The sequence below is a fragment of the Chloroflexus sp. MS-CIW-1 genome (assembly GCF_030444705.1).
Taxonomy (GTDB): Bacteria; Chloroflexota; Chloroflexia; order Chloroflexales; family Chloroflexaceae; genus Chloroflexus.
Genome location: NZ_JAUBWR010000001.1, coordinates 3,154,731 through 3,179,142, shown reverse-complemented (window position 1 = coordinate 3,179,142; position 24,412 = coordinate 3,154,731). Strand labels below are relative to the sequence as shown.

General features: G+C 53.0%; 12 protein-coding genes. 10 read left to right on the top strand and 2 right to left on the bottom strand.

The genetic code is table 11. The annotated features are described in order from the left end of the window. The first annotated feature begins 58 nt into the window (after window positions 1–58). The 5 genes from uvrA to QTO31_RS12575 all read left to right on the top strand — a co-directional run bounded on the left by uvrA (window position 59) and on the right by QTO31_RS12575 (window position 14,784). Window positions 59–2,899: an excinuclease ABC subunit UvrA gene (uvrA, locus tag QTO31_RS12595; protein WP_301429344.1), complete on the top strand. Its 2,841-nt coding sequence runs from the start codon at window positions 59–61 to the stop codon at window positions 2,897–2,899. A gap of 134 nt (window positions 2,900–3,033) precedes the next feature. Further along, window positions 3,034–4,524: a multidrug transporter gene (locus QTO31_RS12590; RefSeq protein ID WP_301429343.1), complete on the top strand. Its 1,491-nt coding sequence runs from the start codon at window positions 3,034–3,036 to the stop codon at window positions 4,522–4,524. Window positions 4,525–4,550: 26 nt separating this feature from the next. Further along, window positions 4,551–5,501: a response regulator gene (locus QTO31_RS12585; RefSeq protein ID WP_031459160.1), complete on the top strand. Its 951-nt coding sequence runs from the start codon at window positions 4,551–4,553 to the stop codon at window positions 5,499–5,501. Window positions 5,502–5,596: 95 nt separating this feature from the next. Then, a complete protein-coding gene (locus tag QTO31_RS12580; protein WP_301429342.1) occupies window positions 5,597–13,951 on the top strand; it encodes a GAF domain-containing protein in 8,355 nt (2,784 codons plus the stop codon). Beyond that, window positions 13,948–14,784 carry an alpha/beta fold hydrolase gene (locus QTO31_RS12575; protein WP_031459162.1) on the top strand — a complete coding sequence of 279 codons (837 nt, stop codon included), beginning with the start codon at window positions 13,948–13,950 and terminating at the stop codon, window positions 14,782–14,784. Before QTO31_RS12580 ends, QTO31_RS12575 begins: the two co-directional genes overlap by 4 nt. Before the next feature lie 181 nt (window positions 14,785–14,965). On the opposite strand, the gene QTO31_RS12570 is transcribed toward QTO31_RS12575, so the two are convergent. Further along, window positions 14,966–15,526 carry a helix-turn-helix domain-containing protein gene (locus QTO31_RS12570; RefSeq protein ID WP_301429341.1) on the bottom strand — a complete coding sequence of 187 codons (561 nt, stop codon included), beginning with the start codon at window positions 15,524–15,526 and terminating at the stop codon, window positions 14,966–14,968. A gap of 526 nt (window positions 15,527–16,052) precedes the next feature. Between QTO31_RS12570 and fni the strand changes: the two genes are divergently transcribed. Further along, window positions 16,053–17,093, top strand: coding sequence for a type 2 isopentenyl-diphosphate Delta-isomerase (gene fni / locus QTO31_RS12565; RefSeq protein ID WP_301429339.1), 1,041 nt, complete (start codon window positions 16,053–16,055; stop codon window positions 17,091–17,093). 20 nt (window positions 17,094–17,113) lie between these two features. Beyond that, on the top strand, window positions 17,114–18,292 hold the full coding sequence (gene recF / locus QTO31_RS12560) for a DNA replication/repair protein RecF (RefSeq protein WP_031459166.1): 1,179 nt from the start codon (window positions 17,114–17,116) through the stop codon (window positions 18,290–18,292). Here the strand turns inward: recF and malQ are convergent. Next, on the bottom strand, window positions 18,256–19,827 hold the full coding sequence (gene malQ, locus QTO31_RS12555) for a 4-alpha-glucanotransferase (RefSeq protein ID WP_301429337.1): 1,572 nt from the start codon (window positions 19,825–19,827) through the stop codon (window positions 18,256–18,258). The genes recF and malQ overlap by 37 nt on opposite strands. 541 nt (window positions 19,828–20,368) lie before the next feature. Between malQ and QTO31_RS12550 the strand changes: the two genes are divergently transcribed. The 3 genes from QTO31_RS12550 to QTO31_RS12540 all read left to right on the top strand — a co-directional run bounded on the left by QTO31_RS12550 (window position 20,369) and on the right by QTO31_RS12540 (window position 24,368). Further along, window positions 20,369–21,613 carry a BMP family protein gene (locus QTO31_RS12550; RefSeq protein WP_031459168.1) on the top strand — a complete coding sequence of 415 codons (1,245 nt, stop codon included), beginning with the start codon at window positions 20,369–20,371 and terminating at the stop codon, window positions 21,611–21,613. A 257-nt stretch (window positions 21,614–21,870) separates the two neighbouring features. After that, window positions 21,871–23,367 carry an ABC transporter ATP-binding protein gene (locus QTO31_RS12545; RefSeq protein ID WP_031459169.1) on the top strand — a complete coding sequence of 499 codons (1,497 nt, stop codon included), beginning with the start codon at window positions 21,871–21,873 and terminating at the stop codon, window positions 23,365–23,367. Then, entirely contained in the window at window positions 23,364–24,368 is a 1,005-nt protein-coding gene (locus QTO31_RS12540; RefSeq protein WP_031459170.1) for an ABC transporter permease, read from the top strand. Before QTO31_RS12545 ends, QTO31_RS12540 begins: the two co-directional genes overlap by 4 nt. The last annotated feature ends 44 nt before the right edge of the window (window positions 24,369–24,412 follow it).

Sequence of the window (24,412 nt, the reverse complement as noted above, 5' to 3'; positions counted from 1 at the left end):
TCATCCCGTGGGTCTCAGGCTTTTTACAGTTATCCTCGTTCAGTGGTAGACTTCTGCGATGAGCTGGATTCGTATTCGCGGTGCCCGCACTCATAACCTGAAACAGATCGATCTTGATATTCCACGTGGCAAATTCGTGGTTATCACCGGCGTTTCTGGTTCCGGTAAAAGTTCACTGGCGTTCGACACCATCTTCGCCGAAGGTCAACGTCGCTATGTCGAAAGCCTGTCGGTGTATGCCCGTCAATTGCTTGGGCAACTTGAGAAACCCGATGTCGATCTGATTGAAGGATTATCACCGGCTATAGCTATTGATCAGAAAGGTGGTGCGCGCAATCCGCGCTCTACGGTTGGCACCATCACTGAGATCTACGACTTTTTACGCCTCCTCTTTGCCCGGATCGGCCGCCCTCATTGTCCGCATTGTCAGACCCCATTGCGTCGCTATACCCCGCAGCAAATGGTCGATCTGATCGTCAATCGACCCGCGGGGCAGCGTCTGTTGTTACTGGCGCCGGTGCTCGGCGAGAGTGAGGCAGTGCTAAACGATATTCGTCGGCGCGGCTTCGTGCGCGCCCGCATCGACGGTGTTGTCCACGATCTCGATGAACCTATCCGGCTCGAGAAGTATCGCTCACATACGATTGAAGCCGTCGTTGACCGATTGATCATTCGCCAGACTGCCGATGGCACACCGGCGCTGGATCGGGTGCGGGTTGCCGATTCGGTAGAGACTGCGCTGAAATTGAGTGGTGGTCAGCTAATCATTCACGTCATTGATGGGGAAGAGCAGTTACTCAGCGAACACTACACTTGCCCCCAACACGGCCCGCTTGAACTGAGCAAGCTTGAGCCGCGTGACTTTTCGTTTAACACCCCCCAGGGAGCCTGTGCCGCCTGTCATGGTCTTGGAGTCGTGCCGGAGATCGATCCAGCACTGGTGATCCCTGATCGTGATCAACCGCTGCTTGAAGCAATCGTCCCCTGGCGTGAGAGCGAGTATTATCGTAATGTCTTGCGCTCGTTTGCTGCTCATTTTAACATTGACCCGAATACACCGGTGCGCGCTCTTCGCCCCGAACTCCTTGGCGCTCTGTTGTACGGTACCAGTGGTGAACCGATGACCTTACGGTATCACCTTCATGGTCAGATGCGCACTATCGAGACCGATTTCGAGGGCGTCATCCCAAATCTGCGACGTCGTTTAATCGAGCAACGTGCCACCAGTGAGTCATCACCACTCGAACAGTACACGACACCCCGCACCTGTCCGACCTGTAACGGCACCCGTCTGCGTCCAGAAGTACGCTCGGTTTTGATCGCTGGCCACTCCATCGCCGACATTCACCACATGACTATCGGTGCAGCTTTGCAATGGGCAAACCAGCTTCACGAACAAGCGCAGCTTCGTCCGCACGAGCAAACAATTGCGCGCCCCATCGTGCGCGAAATCACGCAGCGTTTGCGTTTTCTACAAGAAGTAGGGCTGGCATACCTGACCCTCGACCGCACGGTTATGACGCTCAGCGGAGGTGAACTGCAACGAGTACGTCTGGCGACCCAGCTTGGAGCCGGCTTGTCAGGGGTTCTCTATGTGCTCGACGAACCCAGTAGTGGTCTCCATCCACGCGATCACGACCGTCTGCTAAACACGCTGCTGAAATTACGCGACCTCGGCAACACTGTGATCGTGGTCGAACACGATGAAGCGACCATCCGTGCTGCTGATTGGATCGTTGACATTGGCCCAGGAGCCGGGCCGCATGGTGGTGAAGTGGTAGTTAGCGGTAGCCTGAACGACGTGATAGCATGCCCCCGCTCGTTAACCGGTCAGTATCTCTGCGGGCAGCGGCGCATACCGATCCCCGCCCACCGACGACCAACGCAGGGACGCTGGCTTGAATTGCGTGGTTGTCGTGCCAACAATCTCAAGAATATCGACGTGCGCATTCCGCTTGGCTGTTTCGTCGTTTTCAGTGGTGTGAGCGGTAGTGGTAAAAGCACCCTGGTGATGGACACCCTGGCGCCACGCTTGAGTCAATTGCTGCACAACAGCCATTTGCGGGCCGGCGAACACGATGCTCTGCTCGGTTACGAATATCTCGAACGGATGATTGTGGTGGATCAGAGTCCAATTGGGCGTACCCCACGTTCAAATCCAGCTACGTACAGTCGTGTTTTTGATCAGATCAGACAACTATTTGCCGCTACCAACGAGGCAAAAGCGCGTGGTTATGATGCGACCCGCTTCAGTTTCAACGTTAAAGGAGGACGCTGCGAACACTGTGCTGGCGAAGGGTTAATCCAAGTTGAGATGCAATTTTTGCCCGATCTGTTCGTTCCATGTGACGTTTGCGGCGGAACACGGTACAATAGAGAAACGTTAGATATTCGTTATCGTGGACTCAACATTGCAGAGGTGCTTGATCTCACGGTTGCCGAAGCGCTTGCATTCTTCGCTCGTGTGCCGTCAATAGCCGAACGATTACAGGCATTACACGACGTTGGGCTTGATTATCTCAAATTGGGGCAACCGGCCCCAACCTTAAGCGGCGGCGAAGCCCAACGTATCAAGCTGGCTGCTGAACTCAGTCGAAAAGGGAATGGTCATACGCTCTACATTCTTGACGAGCCAACGACCGGTCTGCATGTTGCCGACATCGAACGCTTGCTTGATGTCTTGCAACGTCTGGTTGATGCCGGAAATACGGTGCTGGTTATTGAACACCATCTCGATCTGATCGCTGCTGCCGACTGGGTAATTGAACTAGGCCCAGAAGGTGGCGAGAAGGGGGGGTATGTGATCGGCGCCGGATCACCGGAAACTATCGCAGCACAGCCTGACTCACCGACTGGGACCTATTTACGGCAGCGCCTGCGTAACAAACCATTGCAGTGAGTCGGCATTCTAATGCGGTAAATGCGGTAATCCGACTGTAATCTATCCGCCTTGAGTCTAGCGGAGCTACAACCTATAGTACCAACAGACGATACGCTCACTCCGTGCCGATAATGGCAGAAAGGACTCGTTCGATGGAGCGGATTATTCTACGCGATCCAACGATCATACCGCCCTTCGCTGAGCCTGCTCGTGATCTGCGCATTCTCAATAAGCCACTCTGGCTTTTGCAGCGCGATTTGTTGAAGACGTATGGCAGAAGTGCGACTGAAATCGATCACCTGAGTGAAGTAGCCGAGATAGCGGCAGAAGATGAACGCATTGTCTACCGTGATAACCTTTTTTTCAACGCAGAGCTGATCGATACCTTCATCCGTGAAGCTCGTATGCGTGGTACGCCAGCTCAAATCGCATTTAAGGCTACCAATCCGGCAACCGGCCAGAAGGGCGATCCCAGTATTGAGCGTCACGCTACGCAGCTCTCACGTCATATTCGTCGGGTAGGCGATTATTACGTTGCCGATTTGTATTATCTGCCCGCTGGCTGTAACGATCTCTCGCAGGTTCAGCCGCTCGTTATCGACACACTAAGCCACGAGATGGGCTATTACCGTATCCCAAGCTATATGGCCCATAAGGGCGATCTGACCTATCAAATCCCGATCCGCGCTTTCGTTTCTATCGAGAGCTGGCTCCACGTCTTAATGGCCAACATCTTGATGGGGGTCTTTTCATGGGCTGCTGCGCTTGATGTGCGGATGAGTAAAGCTCGCTTGCATAACATTTTGCGGTGGACGGCTGAAGACTGGCGGCTGTTTCCAGGTAAAATAGCGTTCGCGCTCAAAGCCTTCTGGGAGAAGATTAATCCCCTGGAAGAGCAATGGCGTAACCATTTTCTTGCGTCGCGAGCACTGGTGAAAGTTGGGAAACGCTGCTCGATAGATCCCACTGCTATCATTCATGGCCCCACCGTAATCGGTGATGATGTCTACATTGGTCCAGGTGTGGTAATAGCGAACAGCTATATTGGAAACAACGTCAATATCATGCAGGGATCACAAATCATGCTCAGTGTGGTAAGTGATCGCTGCTTCCTCCCGTTTAATGCCGGTCTTTTTATGACGGTGTTGATGGAAAACAGTATGGTCGCCCAAAACAGCACTTTGCAGCTCTGTGTGGTGGGACGGAACACCTTCATCGGTGCCAACAACGTCTTTACTGACTTCAACTTGCAGGGAGAACCGATTAAAATCATTCATGAGGGTGTACCGGTCGAAGTCAATATGCCGGTGCTCGGCTCAGCAGTGGGGCATAACGTGAAGTTGGGTAGTGGATTTGTCGTCTACCCTGGTCGCATGATAGAATCAAATGCTGTTATAATCTTTGACAACGAACAGAATCTGATTCGGAAGACGGTGCCCGGCCACGATCTAAACGATATTGATGAGACAACTGGCGAGCCACGTCGAATCATCTATCACTGGCCGAATGTCTACTACGATCCGGCACGACCGGATGTTAGTCCATCAGCAGAAGGTGAAACATCGCGATCAATGATGACTATTCGCACAAAACATGAAAACAGTCGCCTATCCGAGCATATCAGTGCGAGTCAGCGGTTGTAACCGCCACTTCGCGAGGAGAAATCGCTGTGAGCAAAGAACGCATCCTCGTCGTTGAGGACCAGCCAGACATCTCTAGCTTGCTAAAGATCTACTTTACCGCGCAAGGGTATGAAGTCTATACAGCGCTTCGTGGGCAGCAGGCGCTTGAGATTTGTAGTAAAACACCTCCCAATCTGGCTCTGCTCGACGTCAATCTCCCTGATATGGAAGGCTATGATGTTGGTCGTGCTCTGCGCGCCAGTCCACGAACCCGTCACATTCCCATCATCTTTCTAACTGCACGCGGTGAGCGACGTGATCGGCTGATTGGCCTTGGCGAAGTACAGGCTCAATACTACATCGTCAAGCCCTTTGACATTGAAGAGGTTCATACTATCGTCAGGAATCAGCTCGAAGAAGCTCGTCGTCGTAACCAACTCCATCCAGTGACCAACTTGCCAACGGCTGAATTACTAAACGAACAGCTTCGACAGTTGCTGACAGCATCAAGCTGGGCGTTGATCAATGTCCATATTAACGGCTTTGAAACATTTACCAGTGTGTACGGTTCAGTCGTTGGCGAAGATGTTCTGCGCTTCGTTGCCCTTATGCTCAACGAAGTGGTGAGTGAACTGGGTGGAAATGAAGAGTTCATCGGCCAGCAGTCGGTTGGTCAATCGTTCCTCATCACCACTGTCCCTGAGCGCAGTCGTGCGATCTGTGAGCGGATCATTACTCGTTTTGACGAGGAAATAGGTCTGCACTATAACTATCGCCACCGGAAACAGGGCTACATTGAGTTTGTCGATGATACTGGCGAGACCCGGCAGGCGCCACTGATGTCGCTCTCAATTGGTGTGCTGACGCAGGATGATGGCCCCTTTGCCGATATTCGTGAGCTGAGCGAGATTTCTGAAGAGGTGCGTCAACGAGCACTTATTCAGGCGCGTGAGCAAGGCAAACGTAGTTTTGCCGTCTACGGTCGCTCTGCTGGCTAGCCGATGTTCGTTGCTAAATGTTGTTCTGCGTTTCGTTTATGCTTACGTAGTCACCAGTGCAGTACAGCACGCTGGCAGGAGCGGTAGCGTTATCTATGGAGACAACAGTCACTGCAGCACCAACCCAGGGTTGGGAACTCCTCGCGCAATTGGCCCTGTATGGTCAGCAACCCTTGGGCCAGACTGAGCCGACCGTCTTGGGCGGATTTATCGGCGAAGTTCTGGAACGGTATCTCGGTGTAGGCGGTCGTCTGACACTGCTAGCTGATGAACAGGAACTTGCCACGATTACCTGGGGCGAAGCGCCGGCAAACGGACATGGGTTTGAATTGCGTGACGCAAGCCATCTTTATGGTCGACTGACGCTATCAGCAACGTTTGAAGCGGGGTTTACGGCTGCACTTACCACTCAAATTACGACGCTGCTGGCGATCTGGTACCGTGCACGCATCAACGAGCGGATCGAACAGTTGCGCAGCCTTGGCTACGCTACGCTCGAACATATCGGTGTGGGTGATACGAACGTCGTCCTCGAGCGGTTATGCCGAGATGCCTGTGCGCTCTTGCCGACGAAAGCTCTTGCCCTCTACTGGCTCAACTTTAATGAGCAATTGTTGGTCAGAGCAGTAAGTAGTGCTGGTGACACGATTTTCCCATCACAATTAGCTATTAACGACAATGAAACAATTGTTCGGGCGATAACATTCCAAACGACGCAGCAGGGTGTCTGGTACAGCCGTCTGCAACGGCGCAACACAGCGGGCGAATGGCCGCTGCTGGTTGAACCATTAACAGTTGGGATCGAACTGGTAGGATTGTTACTTCTTGTCCATCCTGGTCCTGAAGCAGCACAAACTATTCACTCATTGGCGCGACCGCTGGCATTGTTACTGCACGCTACCGCCCTTCAGCAGCATGAAAGTCGTCATGCTCGTGAACTGTTTGTACTGTATGAGAACAGTCTCGAAATTGGTTCAGGGCTGGTCATTGAAGAGACGATCGCTCGTGCAGTTGAAAATATCGCCATAGCGCTCAATGCTGATTTTGGTGCCGTCTACCTGATCGATCCAGAACAACCTGATTCTGCGCAAACCATTGCTGTGTACAGCGAACGCGAGACAGCTTCGCCGTATCCGACGCACATACTGCTTACCCCAGAGCTGCAACAGATAGGTGCCCGCAATGAGCCAATACTGATGACGGTTGCTGAAGGTTTGGATACCGATGGCAATAACCCTGTTGTCAGTCACGCTACTGCGGCTGGCTGTCACAGTGTGTGGGTCGTTCCCTTACGAGGAAAAGAACAATTCGTTGGCTTGATGGCCATCGGCTACCCCACGGCAGGGTATGTGCTTGATCAGATTGAAAGAAATCTGTTGCAAGTTCTAAGCGCGCAGATTGCTACGACGGTACAGAACCGTCGACTCTACGATGCGCTCCAGCAACGAGCGGGTGAGTTAGAGCGTTTACAACAAATCAGCCAGCTTCTCGCTGCTGATCTTTCTCTCGAGGAAACCCTTGAAGCAACGTTAACCAGTGCAGCAAAGTTGATCCAGTTTAGCGGTGGGCGCATCACCCTCTTTGACGAACGTTATCAGCAACTGCGGGTCGCGCACCAACACATGCTTTCCTGTCAGGTAGGTAATGAAAGCGACGCGCTCAGTTCCTGGCTGGCTCGCCATCAACGCCCACTACGGATCGACGATCTTACCCAACCGCCAGCATGGCTCGGCGCACTCGATGATATCGATGGTCTGGCCATGGTGAATACCATCCCGGTACGAAGTTATCTGGGAATGCCGTTACGCATTGGTGATACATTGTTAGGCACGCTGGAGCTTGTTTCAACTCAGCCCGATAACTTCAGTGCTGAAGATGAACGGCTACTAGGCATTTTAGCCAGCCAATCGGCCCATGCTATCGCAAATGCCAGTCGGTTCAGCCAGGTAGATAGTAATCTGCGACTACGCATCGAACAGCTACGTGCACTCCAACGCATTAGCAGCCAACTGTCGATTACACTGAACCAAAATGAAATCCTGGCGTTTGTTTTGGAACAGGCCTTGCGGGCAACCGATGCCAGCCGTGGCCTGATTGCGTTACGGGTTGCGCAAAACTGGGTTAATAACCGTAACGTATCGTATTTCCCGCAACTGATTGATGATGATTTAGAAGGTGAAAACAGCAACTTTTTGATTGTTGAAGTGATTGGCTATTCACCACCCTTCCGTAGTAAGATGGTGGGGAACCTGCTCGATCATACGATCCTGATCGCGCAGGAAGCTTTGAGCCGACGTGAAATTGCGCTGAGTGACTGTCTGACCGAGCACGAACGGGAAGTGCTCTACGCTCCGGACGCATATTCAGCGCTGGCTGCACCAATTTTTTATCAGGGGAGTGTGTACGGTCTAGTGCTGCTGTTATCCGAACAACCACGCCACTTTGATGTTGAAGCGAGTGAATTCATTCGGGCCTTGACCCATCAGGCGGCGATTGGGATCGGCAATGCTCAGCATTATCTTGAGCTTGAGCACATGGCCAAGATACTACAGCGGCGGGCCGACATCCTGAACGATGTGCTCGAGATCGGGCAGGCTATGCGGGTTGACCAACCGTTATCAAGCCTGCTGGAACAGATCGGGTATAGTATCATCGAAGCTATTGGCCTGCGCACGGTGCTGTTCTGCCTGATCCGTCTCGATGATCCGCAACACCTTTATTTGGAAGCAGCAGCCGGCATCCCACTGGCTGAAATGGCACAACTGGCAACACACCCTCTCGATATTACCCTGGCAACGCGCTATCTCGATCCACGCTTCCGCTTAGGTCGAGCCTACTTTATCCCGGAAGAAGAGGCGCACAAACTGGAGCAGGGGTTCGACACCGGTATCTTTGACTACCATCCATTCAGTGACGCTCGCTCTGCTGACGAATGGCAACTCGATGATCGGTTGTGTATTCCCCTCTACTCAACCGAGGGTACGCTGCTTGGCATGATCTTTGCCAGTGATACCGAAAATCGGCAGCGCCCAACCGCTCGTGAGATCGAGCCGCTGGAGATTTTTGCTAATCAGGCAGCAATTGCCATTGAAAACCACCTTCTGTTACGTGAGGCGCGTGATCGAGCCGAAGAGATGGCGGCTCTGTTTCACGTTGGCGCTGCGCTGACTTCAACTGTTGATTTCGACACCCTGCTCCAACGGGTCTATCAGGAAATTGTCGCCTTTCTCGGCACACCGGATTTCTTCTACATTGCTAGTTATGACGCTGAACAAGAGACCGTTCGTTTTGAACTGTTCAAACAGCACGGTGAAGACCTTAGTGAATATGTTAAGCAGGTCATCCCGAAGAGTGGATTGATCGCGAAGGTTATCGATGAAAGCCAACCGTTACGGATCGATGATCTGCTGGCGAGTGAGTTTCGTGCTCAGGCTCACATACTAGTCAGTGAAGCACAACAAGTTCGCTCGTGGCTTGGCATCCCTCTGATCAGTCAGGGGCGCGTGATTGGGGTACTCTCGGTACAGAGTAACACGCCAAAAGCATTTCACGATCGCACACTCCGCTTTCTGGTCGCGCTGGCCAATCAGTTGGCGATTGCGCTCGAAAATGCCCGTCTGTTTGCCGAACGAGAACGACGGATCATTGAGTTAAACAGTATCAACCGCATTGGGCAGATCATCGCCGCGACACTTGATCCAAAGCAAATGCTGCGTGATGTCCATCGGCATTTGCAAACGTTCCTTTCACTCGACTCCTTCGTGGCAATACTGTACGATCCCGAAAGCGGCGAGATGACCCTTTGCTACGAAGTTGATGAAGGGGTCGAATCGTTTACCGAGTATCGCCAGCCACCTGTACCGGGAAGTCTGACCGAACACATTATTCGAACACGCCAACCACTGCAATTTTTCGATCTGAGCACCGAGCGTGAACAGGCTGGTTTTCACTTCCAACCGATTCCATTTGGTTCAAATCGCCGATCAGCCTCTTGGCTAGGGGTACCATTACTGATTGGTGAGCAAACGGTGGTTGGGGTGCTGGCAGTCATGAGCTACACTCCGGGCCTTTACCGCGAGCGTGAACGCGCATTTCTAACGACGATTGCCAACCAACTGGCCCTAGGGGTACAGAATGCGCGTCTGCTCGAACAGGCTCAGGCACAGGTTGAGCGGCTCGCCATCGTGAACCGGGTCGCGGCAGCAACCAACGCTCTCACCGATTTGAAAGCTATCTATCAAGAGATTGTGAACGCAATGGCCGCTGCTACCGGTGTCGATCAGGCGCGGATGGTGATATACGATCGCGCCAGTGGGTATGCACCGGCAGTAGCTGAATACGTTCATAGTGGGATCCTGGATCAACTACGGATTCAACTGTTCGATAATCCATCAGTTGATTGGCTGGATCGGGAGAAGCGCCCACTCGTTTCAGAAGATGCCCAGAATGACCCACTCTTTGCTCCATCGCATCCGATTTTCCGTGCACTTGATATCCGCTCGATCGGGATCATCCCAATTATTCTGAACGACGAAGTGATTGGCGCAGTAGGTCTAGACTTCGTTGGACGATACGGTACCTTCTCACCCCAGACTCTTGAGCTGTGTCAGACAATTGCCAATCAAACCAGTACAGCCATTGCCCGTGCGTGGGCAACGGTTGAGGCCCAGCGCAGTGCTGAGGCAACGCGCCAGAAAGTTCGTGAACTGTCCACCCTACTTGATGCGGCTCGTATTCTGTCGTCGTTGTTACGCCCCCAAGAGGTGCTGAACAAGCTCCTAGAACTGGTAAGTCGCCAGCTTAACGTCACGACGGTAGCTCTGTGGACGATCAGTGAAGGGAATCTACTCATACCAGCAGCCCTTGATGGCATCCCTGCTGAACAGGCGCGCACGATGAGGGTGCCTATCGGCCAAGGTTTTACCGGACGTGTTGCTGAAACCGGTCAACCACTGATCATTGAGGATGTCAATGAGTTGGGTGGGTCACTCTACCCCAACTACCAGCGCCGCAATAACTTGATTTCGTTTATGGGCGTACCGGTCATCTATCGCGAGCAAATTATTGGTGTGCTCAGCGTGATGACCAACTACCGACGGCAGTTTACGAATGATGAGATGATGTTACTGGTCGGTTTAGCTGACCAGGCAGCCATTGCGCTGGAAAATGCGCGCCTGTTTGAAGAGCGTGAGCAACGAATTGCCGAACTCTCTATTATCAATCGCATTAGTGCCGCAGTTAATGCTTCGTTGGATATTTACGAGCTGATTGAGAGGCTCCATCAGGGAATCAGCGAGATCATTGATACGAGCACCTCACTCATCGGATTGTACGACGAGAGTACCAATACGATCAGCTATCCGATCGCTTATGATCGTGGTAAGCGGCTTGTACTTGAACCGAGACCTCTAGGGAGTGGTACCAATGCCTGGGTGATCCATAATCGGCGTCCGCTGTTACTCAGCACTGCTGCAGCAGTGCGGGCGATGGGATTGGTGATCGACCAGGGCCGTGTCGGTGATGAAGAGGCAATAGAAGAATCGTACCTCGTCGTGCCGATTATCTACGGTGATCAGGTTCTTGGTGTCATTAATATCCAAAGCTATTCACCCCATGCGTTTGATGAAAACGATCTCCGCTTTGTCACAACGGTCACCAATCAGGCCGCAGTAGCGTTGAATAATGCCCGCCTGTTCAGTGAAATCAGACAAAACGCCGCTGAGATGAGCACGCTGTTTGAGGTGTCTCAAAATCTGTCGGGTACGCTCGAACCGGATACCATTCAGATGTTGCTGGCTGATGCGGCGGTACGCTTGCTGCGCGCTGAACTTGGCGCCGTTCTCCGGCTTGATCGCCGGGGGAACATCGAACGGCAGGTGCTGATCGATGGGGTTGAATTTCGCGAAGATGTACAGATCGATTTTCGGCGTGATGGTTTGACGGCTGCCCTTCTTCGTCGCGATCAGCCGATTGCCATTAGCGATCTGGCAGATTTTGAGAATGGTGGTCATCACGCCCTGAAATGGGGTGTGCGTAGTGCGCTTGGCATTGCCGTCGGTCCTCTCGAAGAGCGGCTAGCGGTTATTTGGGTCGGTATGCGCCGACCGTATGAATGGACAGCACACCAGATTTCGCTGCTATCGATTCTCGCCAACCAGGCTGCCCAGGCCCTCAAGAGTGCACAACTCTTTGCTAACGAGCAAAAGCGGCGCCATCAGGCCGATATGTTACGTGAAGTTGCACAGTCGTTTACCTCAACCCTGGCGCTGAACGAAATTCAGACGTTGGTGTTGACACAGTTGCAACGGATCATACCGTATGATGACGCAGCCATGCTCTTGCGTGATGAGGGTTACGGTGATCTGCGCGTGGTTGAAACACGGGGTTTTGGTGCTGAACAAACGTTAGTCAGCAGGATTGCACTGGAAGATAGCAGCCTCTTCCAGACTATGGCCATTGAACAACAGCCGGTATTTATCGCGAATACCTGGCTCGATCCGCGTTTCAATGAACTGCGTCGTTTAGGTTGGCGTGATGGCTCATGGATTGGTGCACCACTGCTGGTTGATAATGAATTGGTCGGGGTGCTTGCTATTAGCGCCAGAGAGCCAGATAGTTATGACGAAGAGGCACTGGCCGTTGCCTTTACCGTTGCTAGTCAAGCTAGTCAGGCAATACAGAATGCACGATTGTTTGATCAGATCAGCAATCTGGCTGCTGATCTCGACATGCGTGTGCGAGAACGCACTGCCGAACTCGAGCAAGCGACACGGTTGCTCTCAGAGGAAAAAGAACGGCTGGAAGCCGTTAACCGAATTACCCTGGAACTGACGACACAGCTTGATCTCAACCTGATCATCCAGCGCGCACTCGAACTCACTTCCGAAAGCATTGGTGTTGAGCGTGGCTCGCTCATGCTGCGTGATCCGGCTACTAACGATCTGGTTTGTCGGGCTATCCTGAAAGGCCGTGGCCAGGCAGAGATTGCAAATATCCCGCTCCGCTTTTCAGATGGTACTGAAGGCCTGGCTGGCTGGATTATCCAACATCTGGAACCGGTCAATATTCCTGATGTCGAGCGCGATTCGCGCTGGATTAGGGAAGCCGGTCGGGCTGAGAAAGTTTGTTCAGTGGCCGGTGTTCCGCTCCAGACCAGCGATACCGCAATCGGTGTCTTGATCTTGTCAAGCCCAGAGCGGCAGTACTTCAGCGACTCGCAGATGAACCTGCTCGGCACGATTGCCAGTGTGGTTGCTGCTGCTGTGAACAATGCTCAGCTCTACAGCTATATCAACGATCTGGCGCTACGGAATGCGGTTCTGCTTGAAGAGCAGCGCGAAGAGACATCTAAGAGTGCGGCGGTCTTCCGCTCGATGTCGGAAGGAGTGATCGTGCTCGATCCACAACAACACGTTACGCTGTTCAATCCTGCTGCTGAGCAAGTACTGGAAATCGCAGCGGATGATCTCTTACATCAACCATTCAGCCACCTGGCCGAGATTGGTCACGATGAAGCCAGTCGTCGCCGCACGCAAACGATATACAACGGAATTGTACAGGGACTGCGTCGAATGCGCGAAACGCAGAAAATTTTCAGTACGTCGATTGATCTTACCGATCCAAGCCAGGTCATTGCCGTCAATATTGCGCCGGTACGCAGCCCTGATGGACAACATTACGGTGAAGTGGTCGTTTTGCGCGATATTACCCGTGAAATCGAGGCCGACAAAGAGAAACGCCAGTTTATTTCAGACGTTAGCCATGAGCTGCGGACACCGCTCACCGCTATTAAGGGATATGTTGACGTCTTGTTGCTGACGGCAAGTCTGAATTTGACACCGGATCAGATCAGCTACCTGACGATTATCAAGAATAATACCAATCGGTTACGGGCACTGATTGAAGACATCCTCGAATTCTCGCGACCCGACTCAAAGAAGAAACTAACTTTTACTCAGGTCGATATTCCTACCGTGATCGAAGAGGTTGTACAGTCGCTGCGCCTCGAATACGAGCGTAAGGGCATGAATGTGCGGATTGAGACTTCACCATCGTTGCCGCCAGTTACGGCAGATCAAAAGCGGGTGAGTCAAATCATCTTCAACCTCTTCTCGAATGCAGTGAAGTATACCTACGAAGGCGGGTCGATCACGGTGCGCGCCTTCCTCAACCGGGCGAATATGATGCAAATCGAGGTAGAAGACACCGGCGTAGGAATGTCACCGGAACAGTTGAAGAAGTTGTTCCGCCCGTTCTACCGTGCCGATAACCCGTTACGCGATATTGCCGGTGGTACCGGGTTGGGCTTGAGCATCGCCAAACAACTGGTTGAAATGCACGGCGGTGAAATCTGGGTAACGAGTGAGTTAGGAAAGGGTAGTACCTTTGCTTTTGCAATTCCGTTGCAGCAAACGGTAAACGGTACCTCTGATGAGGGGGTGGAAGTATGAGTGTTATCCACCTCGATAACCGTCTGGCACACTACGAAGTTTTTGGGCGCGGTCAGCCGATCATTTTCCTGCATAGCTGGATCGGCTCGTGGCGGTATTGGGTACCGATCATGGATCTGGCTGCTGAACGGCATCGCGCCTACGCCTTTGATTTCTGGGGATTCGGCGAAAGTGACCGTCGCGGTAATCAGTTTACTGTGCCGACGTATGTCGAGATGCTGATTCAGTTCATGAACCGCCTTGGCATTGCCCGTGCCACGCTCGTTGGTCATGGGATGGGGGGTATGGTTGCGATCATGGCCGCGCATCAGTATCCCGACCGGTTTAACCGTCTGTTGACCGTTGCTACCCCGCTTCATGGTCAAGTTCTGGCCCAGCATATCAAGCCAGGCACCCTGTCGCGATTGCTGGGCATGAATACCAGTCAGAATGGTTGGGCGCGTATGGTGCGCACGCTCCAGGTGGCCGATCCGGAGATTCAGCAAGAAATTGAAGAAGATACCTCAAATCTGAGTGAGCAAGTACTCTCGCAAGTTCACGAATCGTTGTTAGAGACAGATTTACGCCCACTCATTATCTCATTGCAAACACCACTCCTGGCCGTCTACGGTGGTAAAGACCCGATTGTCAATCCGGCTCACGCTTCATTCCTCAACGAGCTGGCCGAACGACCGATTCAGTTGCTGGTGCTGCCGAAAGCCAGTCATTTTCCCTTCCTCGAACAGGCAAACACCTTTGGCCGGTTGCTGCTCGACTTTCTTGTTTCGCAGGGTACGGCGATTGAGATTAAAGAAGAGTGGCGCCGCCGCGTGAATCAGCGCGAGTATTTGTAAGACCAGGCGAAAGTGCCGGTAAAGCTTTTCCGGCGCTTGGTGCTAAAACAAGTAGTTGTACAACGATACTCCCGACCATCCCCGATTCAGAGAAACGACTACCCTATCGTAAACTACACAAGCATACGTCCAGTGTGGATTGAGAAGCTGTATCTTCACCTCCTCTGGCACTTAGGGAGACTCAATCAGCATTTGTCTCTGCAGACTCAACCATCTCAGCAGCTTGCAGCGGATGCCCCATAATAAATATCCGACGCTTGATCCTTCCTTCGGCTGGTGGTAGCGTTTCCATCGTTTGGAGTAATTCGTAGATAGCCTCACGCACGTGCTTGAACTCTTCCTCAGTAGCATAGAAGACATGATCGCGGGCCGCAATATTGTTCAGGTCCGGATCACCGCGTTTCAATACATAATCAGCCAATTCCTGAGCGACAGAGGTACCGTACAGGCGAACATGGTCGGCAAACTGCTCGAGACCGCCTGGTTGGTACACGTCTGCCGGGTCGATCAACCCCTCGTTCGCAGTAAAAAATCGCTCCTCGATACCATTGACAAGCCTCATCCGGGCAACGTGGATAACGCCGGCATCGAGCAGCTTGTGAATGTGTCGGTACAGCGAAGGTTTAGGAACATCCGGTAAGACTTTGGCCAGTTGATTGATCGAAAGTTCAACACCGTTGAGGGCCTGAAAAATGCGCATACGTACCGGGTGGTTGATTACTGCGAAGTTTTTAAGTGGCATCGTTGACACCTTTTGCTATGAAAAAATTGTTTCCAATATCGTTATTGAATATAATAATCTGGAAAATCCAAATTTGCAAGTCGCGAATACTGATGGTCACGAATGACCCGTTAGCCCATGTGCGACATCGGAGCGTTTTCCGCAGATAGTCATTTCCAGTTGGAGACTATTCCGCTGATGGGAATGACGCTGAATGTACGGTACCGTGCCGCTGCCGATGTCGAGGCGGGAAGATGCAAACAGTGTCGATTGCGCCGGGTTGGGAATGGTGCTGAACTAGAGATGATCGTACAACCGTTGAGGCAAGAGGTAGATCGAAGGTGGCAAGACGACTACATCGATGGCACCATACCTGTTAGCAGGATAGGATTCGGTACCATCTGTATATGAGACTACTACAGATTTGATAGGACCTTCTTTCCAAACTGGGTATTCTCCGTTTGACGCACCCCCTTTTTGTTGGTATGATCGCTCTATAGAGGTGAATCAAGGGTTTGCCTTCCCTTGTCTGTAACAGGAGTTTTCTATGCCCGGTGACGACAAAACCGAGTCACGAAAAGTTGATCATATTCGGATCGTGTTAAACGAAGATGTTGCTGCGAAGGGAGTTGCTACCGGTTTTGCTGCTTACCGTTTACCCCACCGGGCATTGCCTGAACTTGATCTGAATGAGATCGATACCCGCACGACCTTTCTTGGGAAGCCAATTTCGGCACCAATCTTGATCAGTTCGATGACGGGTGGTACATCGAGTGCCGAGCGGATTAATCTGGCCCTGGCTGAGGCTGCGGAACACCTCGGTTTACCAATGGGGGTTGGATCGCAGCGGGCAGCAGTGATGGATCCCCGCCTAGCCAGTACCTATCAGGTGCGACGGGTCGCGCCGCGGATTCCGTTGTTAGCTAATGTTGGTGCGGTTCAGCTTAACTACGGGTTTACCGTCGATCATTGTCGCCGTGCGGTAGAGATGATTGAAGCTGATGCGTTGATTTTGCATCTCAATCCGTTGCAAGAGGCTGTACAGCCTGAAGGCGACGTTAATTTCAAAGGCTTGCTGGCAAAGATTGAACAGGTCTGTCACTATCTGGAAGTACCGGTGATTGTCAAAGAGGTCGGCAATGGGATTGGTGCTGCCGATGCTGTACGGCTCTACGAAGTGGGAGTACGGATTATCGATGTTGCCGGTGCGGGTGGTACCAGTTGGAGTGAGGTCGAGCGTTTTCGGCAGCCTAATGATACCGGTCGGCGGGTAGCCGGTGCCTTCGCCGACTGGGGATTGCCAACAACCGAGTGTATACGTGAGGTACGTGCAGCTCTACCGGATGTCACCTTGATCGCATCGGGTGGCGTGCGGAGTGGTGTTGATGTGGCGAAGGCTATTGCATTGGGAGCCGATCTCGCCGGTACTGCCCGACCTGCGCTTTTCGATGCCATTCATGAGCGTGGTGCTGAGGCAGTTATTGAAGGGTTAGGTGCATTTATCCGCGAGCTGCGGGTCGCAATGTTCTGTAGTGGCTGCGCTGATTTGCAGGCTCTGCGCAAGGTGCGTCTTGTTGCGCGTGCGTAGCCTGCCGCAACGGCCAGCGTATGTTTGTTCATCACCTTTTTCTGCGCGATTTTCGTAATTATCGGCGACTTGAGATCACACTGGCGCCGGGTACGATCCTTTTCTACGGACCGAATGCTGCCGGCAAGACAAGTCTGCTGGAAGCTATCTTTTATCTGGCAACAACACGCTCACCTCGCCTTAGTAATGATCGCGAATTGGTGCGTTGGGATGCGGTTGGTGAAGCAGGAGCGCCTCCTTTTGCCCGCATTGCTGCCGAGGTAGAACGTCGCATCGGAGCGGTGCGGCTTGAAGTGTTGGTGCAACGACGAGCCGATGATGATGGCCAGCCGCTGAACGGAGCACAGAAGTTGGTGCGGATCGATAAGCGACCGGCACGAGCAATCGATCTGATCGGCCAACTGCGTGTTGTGCTCTTTACTCCTGCCGATCTGACACTGGTTGATGGTGCGCCAACCGAACGACGTCGCTACCTCGATATAACCCTCTCACAGCTTGATGCGCATTATGTTCGTACTCTGGCACACTATCAGAAGCTCCTGTTGCAACGCAATAGTTTGTTGCGCGCATGGCGTGAACAACGGCGCGTGCCGCGTAATGTTGATACTGAGCTGGCGTATTGGGATCAAGAGCTGGCCGCTGCTGGTGGTTATCTACTGGCCGAACGGTTGCGTGCAATCGTGGAACTGAACGATGTGGCTGGTCCTCTCTATCGTGCGATCAGTGGTGGAGAGAATCCGTTGCACATCGAGTATGCGGCTAGTTGTGATCTCGGTTCGGCACGCGATGCCGGTAGTCTGGCCGAGCGTCTCCATCTTGCCTTCGCCGCTCTGCGTAGCGATGAATTAGCCCGCGGGCAAACGCTCTGTGGCCCGCACCGTGATGACCTGATCTTTACGGTTGCCGGAATTAATCTTGGTCGCTACGGTTCACGTGGTCAGCAACGTTCAATTGCACTGGCTCTGAAGCTTGCTGAGGCCGGCCTGATGCGACAGCGCGGTGGTGATGCACCCGTGCTGTTGCTCGATGATGTATTGAGCGAACTGGATGCTCAGCACCGCGCTCATCTTCTCGAACTGGTGTATCGTCCTGATCAACAAACTTTGCTGACAACGACCGATCTCAGTGATTTTAACGCCGATTTCCTGACAAAAGCTCAGCGTTATCGGGTTGAAGATGGTCGCGTGTTCCCCGGTTGAAGGCGGCCATAGATAAACGTTAGTTGACGTAATGTGTCGGCTAATTCTGCACTGAGTGCCTCAGCCGGACATCGCCAGGCCCAGTTGCCACCTAATCGCCCAGGGGTGTTCATGCGTGCTTCGGTACCCAGTCGCAAGACATCCTGGAGTGGGGTAATGGCATACTGCGCAACTGACATGAGGCCCAACCGCATTAAATCCCACGCAATATCGACCGTCTGTTCGTCACGACCGAGGTACGTAAGCACAGCAGTTCGTGTAGCTGGATCGAGGGTAGCGAACCAGCCAACGGTCGTATCGTTGTCGTGTGTGCCGGTATAAACCACATAATTGGGCGTGTAATTGTGAGGTAGGTAAGGATTGGTCGGATCATCACCAAAAGCAAACTGAAGTACCTTCATGCCAGGCAGATTGAAAGTAACCCGTAGTACTTCAACATCAGGTGTAATTAACCCAAGGTCTTCGGCGATAATGGGCAGTGCACCTAATTCAGCTTGCAAGACGCGAAACAGGTCGGCGCCTGGCCCTGGTACCCAACGTCCTTCAACGGCAGTGGGTGAACTTGCCGGCACTTCCCAGTAAGCTGCAAAGCCACGAAAATGGTCGAGACGTAAGACATCGTAAAGCGTCAATGATTGACGCATACGCGCTACCCACCATCGATACCCGGTAGCTGCCATGCGATCCCATCGATACAGTGGGTTTCCCCAACGCTGGCCGGTAGCGCTGAAATAATCCGGTGGTACACCGGCAACAACAGTGGGCATACCTTGCTCATCGACGAAAAAGAGATCGCGATTAGCCCAAACATCAGCACTATCATCGGCAACGAAGATGGGGGCATCGCCGATGATCAAAACACCGTGATGATTGGCGTATGCTTTCAGCGCCTGCCATTGGCGAAAGAAGAGAAACTGAAGATACCGATGGTAGTCAATCGTTGCGGCCAGTTCCTGGCAGGCCAATTCGAGGGCGGTCGGTCGGCGATCACGGAGATCAGGCCGCCAATCGTGCCAGCTTACCCCACCCTGCGACTCTTTGATCGCCATAAACGTGGCATAATCGGTGAGCCATTCACTGTTATCTTCGCAGAACTGACAGTAATCTTTCTGGAGGTGAGAACTGTACCCGCTCTGAAACCGTTCAAAGCTGCGCCAGAGGAGAGCGTATTTCGCAGGAATAAGAGCGCCATAGTCAACGTGATCAGTGGGAAGGTTGCCAAGTGCAGATCGCGCTTCATCAACGGTGAGCAAGCCCTGTTCAATAACATCGTCAATGCTGATCAATAATGGATTACCGGCGAAAGCCGAAAAACACTGGTACGGCGAATCTCCGTAGCCAGTTGGCCCCAGTGGAAGCACCTGCCAGAGGGATTGTCCCGCTGCAACCAGAAAATCAACAAATCGATACGCCATCGGTCCCAAGTCGCCAATTCCCCAGGGGCTGGGTAATGATGAAGGATGCAGCAAAATCCCACTTGCCCGTTGCAGATCAAATGTTTTGGTTTGCGCATGTGCGCTGGAAGTTGTATTCATATGCGATTCAACCCACATCTACGGTTTACCGCCAGATGTTCTTGTAACGAGAACTAGCCGGTATTGTAGCATATTGTTGTGGTTGCAATCAATTGGTGAACGTTGCAAAGAAGGCGCTATTAGTATTTTCGCGAGCGCGGGCCGCTGGCCCGCGTTGTGCGGTGCGTGGCTAAGCCATCGTTTGGCGCATCAGCATACACCTTCTTGCAGGCGGGTGAAAGTAGACGACGTTGTAACGAGAGTCGGTGCGTATCCTCATACCAGTGCTGTCAGGACGCAGCGGGTATCATACTGCCAAAAAACTTGTGCAGCACCTAGCGAAGGTGCACATTGACAGTCAAGCTGCTCTCGGATATACTCGCTCTGTAATCGGGCGCTCCACGATAGCGCCCTGATTGGCGATGATGCCATCAGGGAATCCTCCCCGTCAGAGGTGTTAATCTGCGAAAAACCATCCCGGCGCAGCAGTGACTTGTTCATTTGTTGCGCCGCTTCATTGTTCGTGTTAGGGGTTTGCAGATGCTCAAAAAGGAGTCGACCGATGAATGTCCGTCTTGCTCGCTGGTCATTGCTGGTTCTTACGCTGTTAAGTCTTGTGTTGGCAGCGTGTGGCTCACAGCCAACCACCGGCTCAACCCCTGTACCAACCGCCGTCTCAACCGAACCAACGACACCATCTGCCGGTGAAGAGTTTATCTTCGGTATGGTATTGGTTGGGCCGATTAATGATGGTGGCTGGAATCAGGCTCACTACGAGGCAGCCCAGTACGTGGTTGAGAAGGTACCAGGGGTCAAATTCATTTACATCGATAAGGTGAATCCGGCAGATCGTCCTAATGTAAAAGTCGAGCAGGCCATCGAAGAGTTGATCGGCCAGGGTGCTCGCCTGATTATCACCAATTCGGCAGAGTTTGCCGATGGAACAAATGTTGCTGCTGCGGCGCACCCCGAGGTGGCCTTTATCCATGCGTCTGGCGATAAGGTGTTAACTGGCGAGGCGCCGCCGAATGTACGAAATCTCATGGGGCGCATGGAGTACGGTAAGATGATCGCGGGTTGTGCGGCGGCCTTGACCACTGAAGCCGGCCGTCTGGCCTACCTTGGTCCACTGATCGATCCGGAGACACGCCGATTGGTGAATTCGTCTTATCTTGGCGCACGGTATTGCTGGGAAACCTATCGTGGTCGTCCGGCTGAAGAGCTGGCATTCAAGGTGACCTGGATCGGCTTCTGGTTCAACATTCCAGGCGTTACCCTCGATCCAACCAAGGTTGCAAACGATTTCATTAACGAAGGTTACGATGTTATTCTCTCTGGTATTGATACGACTGAGGCGCTGGTTGAGGCAAATAAAGCAGCTCAAGCTGGGAAGCGGGTCTTTGCTATACCCTATGACTTCAAAGGGGCCTGTGCGCAGGGTGAAGCGGTTTGTCTCGGTGTGCCCTACTTCAACTGGGGACCTGATTACAAACGTTTGGTGGAACTGGCCCGTGCCGGTAAATGGGAGCCAGCCTGGGAATGGACAGGGCCGAACTGGAGTAATTTGAATGATCCTGATACGAGTATGATCGGTTTTGTTAAGGGTCCGGCCCTCAGTGCGGAAAACGCAGCGAAGCTCGATGAGTTTATTGCTAAACTGGCCGATGGAAGCCTGAATCTCTTCACCGGGCCGCTGTACTATCAAGATGGGAGTGTCTTTGTACCAGAGGGTCAGGTTGCCGATGACAAGACCATCTGGTATACCTCTCAGTTGTTGGCCGGTATCGAGGGGCAGAGCGCTCCATAGCATATAATAGAGGTTGAGACGGGTCTGCGGTGCCCGTCTCAACTTTTCCGAAGTTCTCATCTACTACGTTGTGAGAAGCCGTTTAAAAGCGAATAGAAGCGATAGCGCACATACTGATCGGTGCCAGAACCACAAGGGTGAACCCCACTGCATTGCGATAAGGAAGTAGGGAATCGTCTTCAGACAGGTTCAGCGTTTGGTGTTGTGAACCGGTCGAGCGTATACCCGGCCGTTCACGACGTAAACTCACAAAACCCATGCGGATTGCGGTTGAACAACTAACAAAGCGATTCGGTACCGTGTGGGCGAATAATCGCCTCACGATAGAGTTTGCTGCCGGGCAGATTCATGGTGTGCTGGGTGAAAATGGTGCCGGTAAGAGCACACTCATGAAGGTGTTGTCCGGCTATCTTCGTCCAGACGAAGGACGGATTCTGTTTGACGGTAAACCCTGTCAGTTGCGTGGGCCGGGTGATGCATTGGCTGCCGGGGTAGGTATGGTGCATCAGGAGCCGCTCGATATTCCTGCCTTTACCGTGCTAGAGAATCTGCTCTGCGCTGCGCCGCCAGGGGTCTTTCGTTCATGGCGAGCTGCCCAAAGAGCATTAGAGGAATTAGCTGAACGTCTGGGTTTTGCAGTCGATCCGGCAGCCCGACTCGATCAGTTGACAATAGGTCAGCGGCAGCAGGTCGAGATTATGCGGTTGCTGTTGTGCGGTGCGCAGGTGCTCATTCTCGATGAGCCAACTACCGGCATTACGGCAGCGCAAACGCGCGCACTGTTTACCGCATTGCGTCAGATTGCTGCTGAAGGTCGCACTGTCTTGTTTGTGTCACATAAACTGGAAGAAGTTGCTGAACTCTGTCATACGGTGACTGTCTTGCGAAATGGTGAGGTGGTACCACCAGGTCAGTTGGTGATGCCTCAACCGCAAGAGTATTTGTTGACATTGATGTTTGGCGATGCCGGCACAACCCCCCCTGTTTATCGTCCGCTACCATCGATTGATAGTCCACCGGTATGGGAACTGCGTCAGGTGACGGTGCGCAGTGGCACGCTCCATCTGCTCGATCTCAACCATCGCTTTGCTGCTGGACGCATTATCGGGCTAGCCGGGCTAGATGGAAGTGGTCAGCAAGTCTTATTACGTTTACTGGCCGGTCAATTAACGCCTGATCGTGGACAGATATTGGTGAATGGTCGTGATCTCAGTGGCGCAGGTGCGATTGCTTTTCGCGAAGCCGGTATTGAGTATTTGCCGGCCGACCGGTTGCGTGATGGTCTGATCGGTGCTTTATCACTTGCCGAACACTTTGCATTGCTGCAACGAACAGGAGTGATAGTTGATCGTCGCACTGCTGAAGAGTTGGCCCGCCAGGCCATTGCCGAGTATCAGATAAAGGCGACTCCGCTGACACCGATTGCGGCGTTATCGGGTGGTAATCAGCAGCGTGCAATGCTGGCCCTGGTGCCGCCGACCGCACGCGGTATTCTGGCCGAGCAACCAACTCGTGGATTGGATGTTGCGTCTGCGCGTGCTATCTGGAGCCGTTTGCAGGCCCGGCGTGATGCTGGATGTTGTATTGTATTCGCTTCCCCCGATCTTGATGAGATTATGGAGTACAGTGACGAAGTCATTGTTTGTTTTGCCGGTCGCATTGGCCCGTCGATTCCGCGAGCGTTATTGTCTGCGGGACGGTTAGCCGAGCTGATCGGCGGAGTTGGCTTCGAGGCCCTGGTGGAGGCGGTATGAAGCGGGTTGCGGTACTGATTCAACCACTGCTGGCACTGGTTGCAGCCTTTGTGCTAACGACACTGGCTTTGCTGAGTACCGGTGTCTCGCCGCTTGAAGCATACCGATTGATCATCTTTGGCGCGTTTAGTACACCGGTTCGTCTGAGCGATATGATCATGCTGGCAGCACCTTTGCTCCTCTGTGCAGTTGGCCTCAGTATTACCTTTACCGGTGGGCTTTATAATCTTGGGGTTGAGGGACAGATGATTATCGGGGCGATTGCTGCAATGGTGCCGCTCCGTCTGTGGCCCGATTGGCCGCCGCTTCTCCTCTGGCTGATGGCTGCGTTGAGTGGAGCCGTCGGTGGAGCGCTCTGGGCACTCTTGATCGGTGTCTTGCGGCGCTACGCCGGCGTGAGCGAAATTTTTGCCGGCCTGGGCATGAATTTTCTTGCCGGCGGATTAGCTCTCTATATGGTGCTCGGCCCCTGGCGACGTCAGACCTCGGCTTCGTTATCGGGAACCGATCTGCTTCCCCGCGAACTCTGGTTGCCAACCATTGACCGTCTACGGCTGGCGCCGGCCGCACCGGTGATCGCTGTGCTGGCACTGGCTATCGTTTGGTGGGCATTAACTCAGACCCGCTGGGGGCTAGAGGTGCGGGCAGTGGGGCTGAATCCGGCAGCTTCCGAACGGCTGGGTATAGCTACTGCACGACGTATGGCCGAGACCCTGGCTGCCTGTGGAGCATTGGCCGGAATTGCCGGTATGTTGCAGGTGGTCGCTGTCCATCATGCCTTAATTCCTAATATTTCAAGCGGGATCGGGTTACTGGGTTTGTTGGTAGCACTCCTGTCACGTGCTGATCCACGCTGGCTGTTGCCGATTGTGGTTGCGTTTGCCGCTTTTACCGTAGGCAGTATTCAGCTACCCTTAACGCTGGGTATTGATAGCGCGATTGCTGGTGTATTGCAGGGCGCGCTGGTGCTGTTCGCGTTGGCAACTCGTGCACGACAGTGATCTGTCGAGTGTTCGGTGCCGTTGTAATCCAGGAGTAATGTCCC

Excerpts from the sequence above, each read along its gene's own strand:
- uvrA (WP_301429344.1), top strand. The coding sequence starts at position 59 with ATGAGCTGGATTCGTATTCGCGGTGCCCGCACTCATAACCTGAAACAG.
- QTO31_RS12590 (WP_301429343.1), top strand. The coding sequence starts at position 3,034 with ATGGAGCGGATTATTCTACGCGATCCAACGATCATACCGCCCTTCGCT.
- QTO31_RS12580 (WP_301429342.1), top strand. The coding sequence starts at position 5,597 with ATGGAGACAACAGTCACTGCAGCACCAACCCAGGGTTGGGAACTCCTC.
- QTO31_RS12575 (WP_031459162.1), top strand. The coding sequence starts at position 13,948 with ATGAGTGTTATCCACCTCGATAACCGTCTGGCACACTACGAAGTTTTT.
- QTO31_RS12570 (WP_301429341.1), bottom strand. The coding sequence starts at position 15,526 with ATGCCACTTAAAAACTTCGCAGTAATCAACCACCCGGTACGTATGCGC.
- fni (WP_301429339.1), top strand. The coding sequence starts at position 16,053 with ATGCCCGGTGACGACAAAACCGAGTCACGAAAAGTTGATCATATTCGG.
- recF (WP_031459166.1), top strand. The coding sequence starts at position 17,114 with ATGTTTGTTCATCACCTTTTTCTGCGCGATTTTCGTAATTATCGGCGA.
- malQ (WP_301429337.1), bottom strand. The coding sequence starts at position 19,827 with ATGAATACAACTTCCAGCGCACATGCGCAAACCAAAACATTTGATCTG.
- QTO31_RS12550 (WP_031459168.1), top strand. The coding sequence starts at position 20,369 with ATGAATGTCCGTCTTGCTCGCTGGTCATTGCTGGTTCTTACGCTGTTA.
- QTO31_RS12545 (WP_031459169.1), top strand. The coding sequence starts at position 21,871 with ATGCGGATTGCGGTTGAACAACTAACAAAGCGATTCGGTACCGTGTGG.
- QTO31_RS12540 (WP_031459170.1), top strand. The coding sequence starts at position 23,364 with ATGAAGCGGGTTGCGGTACTGATTCAACCACTGCTGGCACTGGTTGCA.